General features: G+C 39.2%; 5 protein-coding genes. 2 read left to right on the top strand and 3 right to left on the bottom strand.

Translation table 11 applies throughout. The features are described 5' to 3' along the window. Positions 1–27: 27 nt before the first annotated feature. The 3 genes from EAL44_RS03665 to EAL44_RS03675 all read right to left on the bottom strand — a co-directional run bounded on the left by EAL44_RS03665 (position 28) and on the right by EAL44_RS03675 (position 4,510). Entirely contained in the window at positions 28–459 is a 432-nt protein-coding gene (locus EAL44_RS03665) for a Sua5 YciO YrdC YwlC family protein (protein WP_121074832.1), read from the bottom strand. A 4-nt stretch (positions 460–463) separates the two neighbouring features. Next, on the bottom strand, positions 464–3,721 hold the full coding sequence (gene carB, locus EAL44_RS03670; RefSeq protein WP_121074802.1) for a carbamoyl-phosphate synthase large subunit: 3,258 nt from the start codon (positions 3,719–3,721) through the stop codon (positions 464–466). Between the two features lie 96 nt (positions 3,722–3,817). Beyond that, positions 3,818–4,510: a Bax inhibitor-1/YccA family protein gene (locus EAL44_RS03675; RefSeq protein WP_121074805.1), complete on the bottom strand. Its 693-nt coding sequence runs from the start codon at positions 4,508–4,510 to the stop codon at positions 3,818–3,820. Between the two features lie 144 nt (positions 4,511–4,654). Here EAL44_RS03675 and gap point away from each other — a divergent pair, with 144 nt between their 5' ends. Both gap and EAL44_RS03685 read left to right on the top strand, forming a co-directional pair. Next, on the top strand, positions 4,655–5,653 hold the full coding sequence (gene gap, locus EAL44_RS03680; RefSeq protein WP_121074808.1) for a type I glyceraldehyde-3-phosphate dehydrogenase: 999 nt from the start codon (positions 4,655–4,657) through the stop codon (positions 5,651–5,653). An 80-nt stretch (positions 5,654–5,733) separates the two neighbouring features. After that, positions 5,734–13,239: a vacuolating cytotoxin domain-containing protein gene (locus EAL44_RS03685; protein ID WP_121074811.1), complete on the top strand. Its 7,506-nt coding sequence runs from the start codon at positions 5,734–5,736 to the stop codon at positions 13,237–13,239. Positions 13,240–13,394 lie beyond the last annotated feature (155 nt).

Raw genomic sequence — 13,394 nt, forward strand, 5'->3', positions numbered from 1 at the left:
AAAACGTGCAGAATGCGAAAGGTTTTTTTATCTTATTCTCACTTTTTTATGTTTATAAAGCCTGAATATTTTAGAACTAGCGCTTTCAAACAAACCCCTTTCATCGCTCACAATGACATCAGCAAGACTAAAAGCGATCTCTTTATCATAAGTGCATTGGGTGAGGTTGGCTGAGGTGCTATAAAGCGTTTTAAAACGCTTTAAAAAATCCCCATGCCTACCCCTAATCACACGAACGGCTTTAGAATTAGGGTAAATAAAAGTGGTTTTAGCGCTTCTTCTAATGAGGTTTTTAAACGCATTGGGCGCGCGCACTAGGCTTTTTAGGGTAGTAAAATCAGCGCTTTCTATTAAAACGCTTTGGTTTTTAGGGCGGCCTTTTAAGGCGTTGAGCTTTTCGCTGTCTTTAGAAAGCAGTCCTATAGTGGTATCGCTTTGAACGAGATACACTAACGCCATCAAATTACTTCAAATAATCTTGCAAGGCTAACAACTCGTCTTTTTGAGAGCTTTCTTCTAACGCTAAAAGTAAGACTTCTATCGCGCTTAAAGTCGTGAAATAACTCACATGGTTTTTAAGCACAGAAGCACGAATGAGTTTGGCGTCATCTTGCGATTTGTGATCGCTAGTGTTGATAGCCATGCTGATTTCCCCATTCATCATTAAATCCATGATATTAGGGCGGCCCTCAGAGATTTTAAGCACTTTTAAAGACTTCACCCCGGCTTTTTCCAAAGCTTTATGCGTGCCTTCTGTGGCACACAATTCAAAGCCTAACTCAACCAATCGCTTCATTAAAACGCACGCTTCTTCTTTATCCTTATCTTTAATAGAGACAAAAATAAGCCCCTTGTTTTTAATGGGGTTAAAGCAAGCCGTTTGCGCCTTGAAAAATGCAAGCCCTAAAGATCTAGCAATCCCCATCACTTCGCCGGTGCTTTTCATCTCAGGCCCTAAAATCAAATCCGACCCATAAAGTTTATTAAAAGGGAAAACCGCTTCTTTTAAAGCCACAAAATGAGGCATTTTAGGCTTATAAACGCCTTTAGAATATTCTACGATATTTTTTTTATCATAAAACTTCAAGGCTTCTTTCAAATCTTCTAACACCATAACCCTAGTCGCCACTTTGGCTAAAGGAACGCCTAAAGCCTTGCTTAAAAAAGGCACGGTTCTGCTGGCTCTAGGATTGACTTCAATCAAATACAGCGAATTTTCATAAACAGCAAATTGGATATTCAATAGCCCTACTACGCCTAAATGCAGAGCGATTTTCGCGCTCACTCGCTCAATTTCACCTAAAATTTCAGGGCTTAAAGTGGAAGGGATAAAGCATGCAGAATCGCCTGAATGGATACCGGCTTCTTCAATATGCTGTAAAATGCCGGCAATATAGACTTCTTTTTTATCGCAAATGGCATCCACATCTAATTCCACCGCTTTTTCTAAAAACTTATCAATGAGGAGCGGATTTTTAGGGCTAATTTCCAAAGAATGCGTAACGCTTTCTAAATAATGGCGCAATTCTTCAATGTTTTCTAAAATTTGCATGTGTTGGCCGCCCAGCACATAACTAGGGCGCACAATGATAGGGAAACCAATCACATTAGCGATGCTATAAGCTTCATCAATACTCTTAGCCATGCCGTTTTCAGGCTGCTTGATGTCAAGCTCTTTTAAAAAGAGGGAAAATTTTTCCCTGTCTTCTGCAATATCAATCACCTTAAAAGGCGTGCCAATAATGGGGGCTTGCATTTTGGCTAAATCTTTAGCGAGTTTTAAAGGGGTTTGTCCCCCAAAATGCACGATAATGCCATCCACTCGCTCCCTTTGAATGATGCTTTTCACGCACTCAAAATGAATGGGTTCAAAATAGAGCGTGTCGCTGGTATCATAATCTGTGCTTACGGTTTCTGGATTGCAATTGAGCATGACGCTTTTAATGTTTAAATCTTTCAAAGCAAAGCTCGCATGCACGCAACAATAATCAAATTCAATGCCTTGACCGATGCGATTAGGCCCTGAGCCTATGATTAGGATTTTCTTTTCTTTCTTTTCTTGTTTGTTTTCCATAGGGGGCAAAGGGTTAGGGGCATAGGTGGAATACAAATAAGGCGTGAGCGATAAAAACTCCGCCGCGCAAGTGTCCACTTCTTCAAAATTGGGCGCGATTTGTAAATTAGATCTAGCTAATTCCACTTCAAAAGGACTGACCTCTAAATTTTCATTTTCTTTGATTTTAGCGGCAATCCTGGCATCGCTAAAGCCTAAATTTTTAAGCCCTCTTAATTTTTTAGCGTCCGTTAAAACGCTAGAATTGATGCCCTCCTCTGCTTTGACTAGCTTTTGAATTTGAGATAAAAACCACCTGTCAATCTGGCACCATTCAAACACTTCATCTACAGAAACGCCGAGCCTGAACGCATCAGCGATATAAAGCAAGCGTTTGGGATTGGGCCGGCGGATTTCCTTTTTTATCACCTCTAAATCTTTGCCTAACGATTCAAACCCTAGCCAATTGTTTTCCAAAGAGCATAACGCTTTTTGTAAGGCTTCTAAGAAATTCCCCCCTATCGCCATCACTTCGCCAATGCTTTTCATGGAAGTCCCTAAAGTGCTAGAAACACCGGCAAATTTTTCAAACGCAAAGCGAGGGATTTTCACCACGATATAATCCAAACTAGGCTCAAAGCTCGCTGGGGTGTTGGTAATATCGTTTTTAATTTCATCTAAGCTAAAACCCACCGCAAGCATGGTAGCCACTTTTGCAATGGGAAACCCGGTCGCTTTTGAAGCTAGAGCGGAGCTGCGGCTCACTCGTGGGTTCATTTCAATCACAACCATTCTCAAAGTCTCTGGGTGGATCGCAAATTGCACATTACTCCCGCCCGTATCCACGCCAATTTCTCTCAAAATCGCAAAGCTCGCATCGCGCATGCGTTGGTATTCTTTATCGGTTAAGGTGAGGCTTGGAGCGATCGTGATGCTATCACCGGTATGAACGCCCATGGGGTCAATGTTTTCAATACAGCACACAATGATGCAATTGTCCTTGCTGTCTCGTATGACTTCCATTTCATATTCTTTCCACCCTAACAAGGACTCTTCAATCAAAATTTCATTAATGGGCGAAGCGTCTAGGGCGTTTTTAGCCAATTCTTGAAACTCTTCAATATTATAAGCGACCCCACTCCCTCCCCCAGCTAGCGTGAAACTCGCTCTAATAATGGCTGGAAAGCCAATTTCATTAATGGCTTCTAGGGCTTCTAACTCGTTATAAGCGTAACGCCCTTTAGGCAAATCCATCCCGATTTTTAACATCGCTTCTTTGAAAGCCTGCCTGTCTTCGCCTTTTTTAATCGCTTCAATCTTAGCCCCTAAAAGCTCCACGCCTTCTAACATGCCCTTTTGGTGCATTTGCATGACCACATTCAAAGCGGTTTGCCCGCCCATTGTGGGTAAAATAGCGTCAATCTTTTCTTTTTCAATGATAGCGGCGATATTTTCTGGGGTGATGGGTTGGATATAAGTTTGATGAGAAAATTCAGGGTCAGTCATCACGGTGGCTGGGTTAGAATTGATTAAGATCACTCTATAACCTAAAGATTTTAAGGTTTTACAACTTTGAGTCCCTGAATAATCAAACTCACAAGCTTGCCCGATCACAATAGGGCCTGATCCTATCAGTAGAATGTTGGAAATATCGGTGCGTTTAGGCATAACTCATCCTTAAAGAAAGAATATAAACGAAGCGTTATTAGTTTTAAAATATTTTTTATTAGGTTTTTGCGTGGCGTCCCCCCCTATTTTTTCAAACTATTTGTCTCTGTCTGAAAAAATACCAATGATTTGCAAGATAGAAATGAAGACATTCAAAAAGTCTAAATACAAGCTCACCGCCGCATCAATGGGGCTATCATACATGCCTTTAACGATGTTTTGGGTGTCATAAGCGATGTAAAGACTGAATAAAATCGCACTCGCTCCCGCAATAACAACCTGGAACATGGGGCTACCCAAAAACAAGTTAATGAGCGAACACACCACCACCACAATCAAAGCGATAAAAAGCATTTTACCCATATTCGCTAAGTCGTTTTTAGTCTTAAGGGCATACACGCTCATCAAACCAAAGACAATAGTTGTCATGCCCAAAGCCTGCCAAATCGCTCCTAAACCAGCTTTTGCAATCACCATACCCAACAAAGGCACCAAAGTAACCCCTGATAATGAAGTGAAAGCAAACAGCATGAATAAATTCAATCCGGGTTTGGATTTAGAAAACATCAAACCAAAAAACGCCACAATTTCAGCGATAAAAAACACCCATTTATACTGCACTACGGCTTGAAAGTTCATTAAACCCAGTAACGCCCCAATAGTCGCTAATAACAAACTGCCCGCAAAGAACTTGTAAGTCGTTTTAACAAAACCCACCAGCTCGCTTTCATGCAATAAAGAATTTTCTGCATACGCATTACGAGAATCAGCTCTGTCATACAATGCCATGTTTTACTCCTTGAATTTCAACTCAATAAATAATTTTAATTAACCCTATAGCTAGGTCCAATATAATAGCGCAAAATGTAGTAAAATACCAAACAAAACCCCCTAAAATTGAAATTGAAGTCTGGAAATAGGATCATAGTTACGATGAAAATTTTTATCAATGGATTTGGCCGCATTGGGAGATGCGTTTTAAGAGCGATTTTAGAACGCAATGATACAAACCCTAACTTAGAAGTGATAGGCATCAATGACCCCGCTAATTGGGAAATTCTCGCTTATCTTTTAGAGCATGACAGTGCGCATGGGCTGCTTTTTAAAGAGGTGCGTTACTCTAATTACAAGCTTATTATCGGCTCGTTAGAAATCCCTGTTTTTAATAGCATCAAAGACTTGAAAGGCGTGGGTGTTATCATAGAGTGTTCAGGGAAGTTTTTAGAGCCTAAAACGCTAGAAAATTACCTTTTGCTTGGGGCTAAAAAGGTGTTGTTGTCCGCTCCTTTTATGGGCGAATACGATGAAAAACAATACCCCACTTTAGTGTATGGGGTCAATCATTTTCTCTATCAAAACCAAGCCATTGTTTCTAACGCCTCTTGCACGACTAACGCTATCGCGCCCATTTGTGCGATTTTAGACAAAGCTTTTAATATTAAAGAGGGCATGCTAACGACCATTCATAGCTACACGAGCGATCAAAAACTCATTGATTTGGCCCACCCTTTGGATAAACGGCGCTCAAGAGCAGCCGCAAGCAACATTATCCCCACCACCACTAAAGCCGCTCTAGCCTTGCATAAAGTGTTACCCAATCTCAAAAATAAAATGCATGGGCATAGCGTGAGAGTGCCTAGCCTTGATGTGTCCATGATAGATTTGAGTTTGTTTTTAGAAAAAAAGGCCTTTAAAGCTTCCATCAATGATTTATTGATGGAAGCTTCCAAAGGGGTTTTAAAAGGCGTGTTAGAGATAGATTTAAAAGAAAGGGTGAGTTCTGATTTCATTTCTAATCCGCATAGCGTGATAATCGCACCTGATTTGACTTTCACGCTAGAGAATATGGTCAAAATCATGGGGTGGTATGATAATGAATGGGGGTATTCTAATCGTTTGGTGGATATGGCGCAGTTTATGTATCATTATTAAGTCATTTTGCGAATCTTTTTGAGTTTGTTTAACATCAAATTGTATAATGTGGGATTTAATAAAAACGATTGGAGTTTTAAATGGCGTTTAAAAAGGCCAGATTGATTTCTAGGTTTATTTCAAAAGGATCTTTCAAATTGAATAAGATCTCAAAGAAAATTTTCAAATTGAATCAAATCTTAAAGCGTGAAAAAACCTTAAAACGCCATAAAAAAGCTTTAAAACCTATTAAAAAGCTCTCTAATCGCAACAAATCTTTTTTAAAAGCTTCGGTTTTATTGATAGGAGCGTTAGGGGGATTATCCCACCTAAGGGCTAACGAATGCCGTTATTGGTCATGGTCGTCTTGGAATTATCAAGACAATATTGAAAGCGGTCCTAATTCACCCACGCACAACTCTTATTGTCTTTTTAGTAGCACTCAAGGCTCTGGGACTTATTATTTAAACACTCTTACCACTTATAGCACTGGTGGGGCTAGTTTCACGCAAAAATTCAATAACGGCACGCTTGATATAGGGGGGAATATCCGCTTTGGAGGCACAGGTATTAATGGAGGTGATGTAGGGTATATCACAGGCACTTATGATGCGGCTAACATTTACTTGACAAGCCATTTAACAACCGGAAACTCATACGCTGATGGTGGTGGGGCCACGCTCAATTTTAATGCGGCCAATAATATCACTATCAATCAAGCGAGTTTGGATAACAGCGATGCAGGGACGCAAAAATCTTACATGAATTTTAAAGGCTCTAATATCAAGGTCAGTGGCTCTAGCTTTAAAGATGATACTGATGGGGGCTTTAGTTTCAGTGGTAATAACAATAATAGCACCATCTCTTTCAATCAAACCAGTTTCAATCAAGGGACTTATCATTTTAACAGCACCCAATCTGCTTTTGAAAACAGCTCTTTCAATCAAGGGACTTATAACTTTAGTAACAGCGCTAGCTTTAATAACGACACCTTCAATCAAGGGTCTTATAGCTTTAATACCAGCAAGGTGAGTTTTTCAGGCACAAACACTTTAAATTCAAGTTCGCCTTTTGCTAGCCTTAAAGGCAGTGTGTCTTTTAATTCTGGTGCGATCTTTAACCTCAATCAAACCCTTAATAATAATCAAACCTATGACATTCTCACTACAAACGGAGCGATCCAGTATGGGGTTTATCAAAGCTATTTGTGGGATCTAATCAACTATAAGGGCGATAAAGCCATTAGCCATGTTGAAGTGGGCAATAACACCTATGATGTAACCTTTGATATTAACGGGCAAGATGAAACCTTACAAGAAACCTTTAACAAACAATCCATCATTACCCAATTTTTAGGAGACGATTTACAACAACAAGCCCAACAAACCTATCAACAAGACTTGAGTAACTCACAAAACGCTTTAAATAACGCTACTAGTGATAATAAGATCGCAAGCAATGATACAAGCTACACTCAAAGCAAAAACGCTACTGTCGCTAAAGACGCTCAAAGTTTAGAAAACACCAACCAAAAAATCGCTCAAGATGAGCAAGCCTTAGAAAAAGATTTAGCTCAAATCAAGCAATTAGCCAACTCCACCACAGGCTTTAATGAACAAGCTTTCACTCAAGCTCAAAAACAAGAACAACAAGATGAACAAACCTTACAAAATGATGAAAACGCTTTTAACGCTGAACAAGAGGGATTGAAACAAGCGATACAACAAGCGCAAGCCCAACAACAAAAACAAGCTCAACAACAAGCCCAACAAACCTATCAACAAGACTTGAGTAACTCACAAAACGCTTTAAATAACGCTACTAGTGATAATAAGATCGCAAGCAATGATACAAGCTACACTCAAAGCAAAAACGCTACTGTCGCTAAAGACGCTCAAAGTTTAGAAAACACCAACCAAAAAATCGCTCAAGATGAGCAAGCCTTAGAAAAAGATTTAGCTCAAATCAAGCAATTAGCCAACTCCACCACAGGCTTTAATGAACAAGCTTTCACTCAAGCTCAAAAACAAGAACAACAAGATGAACAAACCTTACAAAATGATGAAAACGCTTTTAACGCTGAACAAGAGGGATTGAAACAAGCGATAGCTAAAGCTAAACATGCAAGCCCCACACCAAATCCGACACCAAGCCCAACACCAACTCCCACAAAACACACAACGCAAAACACTCCCCCTAATCAAAATTTACCTAAAACAAATGTGTGGAATGGGGTCTATAATCTTCAAAATCAAATTTACTCAAACAAAGGCATTTATTATATTGATCCTAACCTTTCAGGACAGAGCGGTCAAAGCGGGAACACACTCAGCACTTATACAGCCAATTTGTTTGGAAGAAGTTTTGGCGTTAATATCCAAAATGGCACTTTAATTATAGGGAATGATACAGAGAGCGTGAATGATAATGGGTTGATTTGGATAGGGCATGGAGGCTTTGGCTATATTACGGGGACTTTTAGTGCGGCTAACATTTACTTGACCAATAATTTTAAAACCGGTGAAGGCGTTTCAAATTCAGATGGTGGGGGAGCGAACATCACCTTTAAAGCAAGCGATAATATCACTATGGATGGCTTGAATTATAATGACGCTGAAACCGTTACTAAAATGATTCAAACGGGGGCTAGTCAGCATTCCTATGCCGCTTTTGACGCTCTGAATAATATCAGCGTAACCAATTCTAGTTTTAGCGATATGACTTGGGGGAAATTCAGTTTTAGCGCTAAGAATATTTCCTTTTCTAACGCTTCGTTCAGCGGCTTTACAAACCCTGGAGGATCAAGCACTATCAGCGCGAATGCTTCTAATTCTTTAAGCTTTATCAATTCTCGTTTGAATGGTGGGGCAGTTTATAATTTGCAGGCTAATAGCCTTATTTTCAATAACACGCAAGCGGTTTTTAATGTTTTGTATTCTAGGGGGACAAGCAATTTTAACGCTACGACACAGCTTTTAGGTAACACTAGTTTCACGCTTAGCTCTCAAAGTTTGCTGAATTTTAATGGCGATACAACCTTGCAAAACAACGCCAATATCACGCTTGGCAATAAAAGTCAAGTTACTTTTAAAAATTCTTTAACGCTTGATAATAATTCTAATTTGAGTTTAGACAATCAAAGCGTTTTGAATGCGAGTGGCGCGAGCGCTTTTAACAATCAAGCGAGTCTCAATATCTATAATGGGAGTCAAGCGACCTTTAGCAATCTCTCTTTTAATGGCGGGACACTCAGTCTTAACGCTAATAGTAAGCTCAGTGCTTCTAACGCTAGTTTTTCAAACAACACCACTATTAATTTAGACGATAGCGTTTTATCAGCCAATAACACAAACTCTTTAAACGCTAATATCAATTTTCAAGGCACAAGCCAGGCTGATTTTGGAGGGAACACGACTACTGATACAGCAAGCTTTAATTTTGACAGCGCAAGCTCATTGAGTTTTAATAACCTTACGGCTAATGGAGCGTTAAATTTTAATGGTTATGCGCCCTCTTTAACTAAGGCTTTAATGAACGTTAGCGGGCAGTTTGTTTTAGGGAATAATGGGGATATTAATTTATCTGACATCAATATTTTTGACAACATCACAAAATCTGTAACTTACAACATCCTAAACACTCAAAAAGGGATCACTGGCATTAGTGGGGCTAATGGCTATGAAAAAATCCTTTTTTATGGCATGAAAATCCAAAACGCTACCTATAGCGACAATAACAACATTCAAACTTGGTCGTTTATAAACCCTCTCAATTCTTCTCAAATCATTCAAGAGAGCATTAAAAATGGGGATTTAACCATAGAAGTTTTAAATAACCCTAACTCGGCTTCTAACACTATTTTTAATATCGCTCCCGAGCTTTATAATTACCAAGCTTCTAAGCAAAATCCTACCGGCTATAGCTATGATTATAGCGACAATCAAGCAGGCACTTATTACTTGACAAGCAACATTAAAGGCCTTTTCACCCCTAAAGGCTCTCAAACTCCTCAAACCCCAGGCACTTATAGCCCGTTTAACCAGCCTTTGAATAGTTTAAATATCTACAATAAGGGTTTTTCTAGCAAGAATTTAAAAACGCTTTTAGGGATCCTTTCTCAAAATTCCGCTACCTTAAAAGAAATGATTGAATCCAACCAACTAGACAATATCACTAATATTAATGAAGTGTTGCAACTCTTGGATAAGATTAAGATCACCCAAGCGCAAAAGCAAGCGCTCCTAGAAACGATCAACCATTTGACTGACAACATCAATCAAACCTTTAATAACGGGAATCTAATTATAGGCGCTACTCAAGATAATGTTACAAACTCTACTAGCTCTATATGGTTTGGGGGCAATGGCTATAGCAGTCCTTGCGCGCTAGATAGCGCCACTTGTTCTTCTTTTAGAAACACTTACTTGGGGCAATTATTAGGCTCAACTTCCCCTTATTTAGGCTACATTAACGCTGATTTTAAAGCTAAAAGCATTTATATTACCGGAACAATTGGAAGTGGTAACGCCTTTGAAAGCGGAGGGAGTGCGGATGTAACCTTTCAAAGCGCTAATAACTTAGTGTTGAATAAAGCTAACATAGAAGCTCAGGCTACAGACAATATCTTTAATCTTTTGGGCCAAGAAGGGATTGATAAAATCTTTAATCAAGGGAATTTAGCGAATGTCCTTAGTCAAGTGGCTATGGAAAAAATCAAGCAAGCCGGCGGTTTAGGAAACTTTATAGAAAACGCTCTAAGCCCTTTGAGTAAGGAATTACCCGCTAGTTTGCAAGATGAAACCTTGGGCCAACTTATAGGTCAAAATAACTTAGACAATTTATTGAATAATAGCGGAGTCATGAATGAAATCCAAAATATTATCAGTAAAAAACTAAGCATTTTTGGCAATTTTGTTACCCCATCATTCATAGAAAACTACCTTGCTAAGCAGTCTTTAAAAAGCATGCTAGACGATAAAGGGCTTTTGAATTTTATCGGTGGGTATATAGACGCTTCTGAATTAAGCTCTATTTTAAGCGTGATTTTAAAGGATATTACTAACCCCCCTACAAGCTTGCAAAAAGACATTGGTGTGGTAGCGAACGACTTGTTGAACGAGTTTTTAGGACAAGATGTCATTAAAAAGCTAGAAAGTCAAGGCTTAGTGAGCAATATCATCAATAATATCATTTCTCAAGGCGGGTTAAGCGGCGTTTATAATCAAGGTTTAGGGAGCGTGTTGCCGCCCTCTTTACAAAATGCGCTCAAAGAAAACGATTTAGGCGCTCTTTTATCGCCTAGAGGCTTGCATGATTTTTGGCAAAAAGGGTATTTTAACTTTTTAAGCAATGGCTATGTTTTTGTCAATAACAGCTCTTTTAGCAACGCCACAGGGGGCAGTTTGAATTTTGTCGCTAACAAGTCTATTATTTTTAATGGCGATAATACGATTGACTTTAGCAAGTATCAAGGCGCATTGATTTTTGCTTCTAACGATGTTTCTAATATCAATATCACCACCCTAAACGCTACGAATGGCTTAAGCCTTAATGCGGGTTTGAATAACGTGAGCGTTCAAAAAGGGGAAATTTGTATCAATTTAGCCAGTTGCCCTACAACCAAAAACAGCTCTTCTACAAACTCTAGCGTAACCCCCACTAATGAGTCTTTAAGCGTGCGCGCTAATAATTTCACTTTCTTAGGCGCAATCACCTCTAATGGGGCTATTGATTTGTCTCAAGTAACAAATAATAGCGTTATAGGCACGCTCAATCTCAATGAAAACGCGACTTTGCAAGCCAATAATTTGACGATCACTAACGCTTTTAACAACGCCTCTAACTCTACGGCCAATATTAATGGTAATTTCACCTTAAACCAACAAGCGACTTTAAGCACTAACGCTAGTGGTTTGAATGTCATGGGGAATTTTAACAGCTATGGTGATTTGGTGTTTAATCTCAGTCATTCAGCTAGCCATGCTATTATCAACGCTCAAGGCGCAGCGACAATCATGGCTAATGACAATAACCCCTTAATCCAGTTCAACACTTCTTCAAAAGAAGTCGGCACTTACACGCTGATTGATAGCGCTAAGGCCATTTATTACGGCTATAACAACCAAATCACAGGAGGCAGCAGCCTGGATAATTACCTTAAGCTTTATGCGCTCATTGATATTAATGGCAAGCACATGGTGATGAGCGACAACGGCTTAACTTATAACGGGCAAGCCGTGAGCGTTAAAGATGGCGGTTTAGTGGTAGGCTTTAAGGACTCTCAAAATCAATACATTTACACTTCCATTCTTTATAATAAAGTGAAAATCGCTGTTTCTAATGATCCTATCAATAACCTACAAGCCCCCACTTTAAAACAATATATCGCTCAAATTCAGGGCGTTCAAAGCGTGGATAATATTGATCAAGCTGGAGGCAATCAAGCGATTAATTGGCTCAATAAAATCTTTGAAACTAAAGGAAGCCCTTTATTCGCTCCCTATTATTTAGAAAGCCATTCCACAAAAGATTTAACCACGATCGCTGGAGATATTGCCAACACTTTAGAAGTCATCGCTAACCCTAATTTTAAAAATGACGCCACTAATATTTTACAGATCAACACCTACACGCAGCAAATGAGTCGTTTAGCCAAGCTCTCTGACACTTCAACTTTCGCTCGTTCTGATTTCTTAGAACGCTTAGAAGCCCTTAAAAACAAGCGATTCGCTGATGCGATCCCTAACGCTATGGATGTGATTTTAAAATACTCTCAAAGAAACAGAGTCAAAAATAATGTATGGGCGACAGGAGTTGGAGGGGCTAGTTTCATTAATGGAGGCACTGGAACTTTATATGGTATCAATGTAGGGTATGACCGATTTATTAAGGGCGTGATTGTGGGAGGTTATGCCGCTTATGGGTATAGCGGGTTTCATGGAAATATCACTCAATCAGGCTCTAGCAATGTCAATATAGGCGTTTATAGCCGAGCGTTTATCAAAAGAAGCGAATTAACCATGAGCTTGAATGAGACTTGGGGATACAATAAGACTTTCATCAACTCCTATGACCCCCTACTCTCAATCATCAATCAGTCTTACAGATACGACACTTGGACGACTGACGCTAAAATCAATTATGGCTATGATTTCATGTTTAAAGATAAAAGCGTTATTTTTAAACCCCAAGTAGGCTTAGCCTATTATTACATTGGTTTGTCTGGTTTAAGGGGTATTATGGATGATCCTATTTACAACCAATTCAGAGCCAATGCTGATCCTAATAAAAAATCCGTTCTAACGATCAATTTTGCCCTAGAAAGTCGGCATTATTTCAATAAAAACTCCTATTATTTTGTGATTGCGGATGTGGGCAGAGATTTATTCATTAATTCTATGGGGGATAAAATGGTGCGTTTTATTGGTAATAACACCCTAAGCTATAGAGATGGTGGCAGATACAACACTTTTGCCAGCATTATCACAGGCGGGGAGATAAGGTTATTCAAAACCTTTTATGTGAATGCGGGCATTGGGGCTAGGTTTGGGCTTGATTATAAAGATATTAATATTACCGGAAACATTGGTATGCGCTATGCTTTTTAATGGTATCATTAAGCCCATTTTTAACAAGTTCATAGCAGGATCACCCATGCAATTTCAAAAAACCTTATTTCCTTTATCTTTATTATTTTTATCTTATTGTATCGCTGAAGAAAATGGGGCGTATGCGAGCGTGGGCGTTGAATATTCTATCAGTC

Source organism: Helicobacter pylori, from assembly GCF_003637685.1.
Taxonomy (GTDB): domain Bacteria; phylum Campylobacterota; class Campylobacteria; order Campylobacterales; family Helicobacteraceae; genus Helicobacter; species Helicobacter pylori_CJ.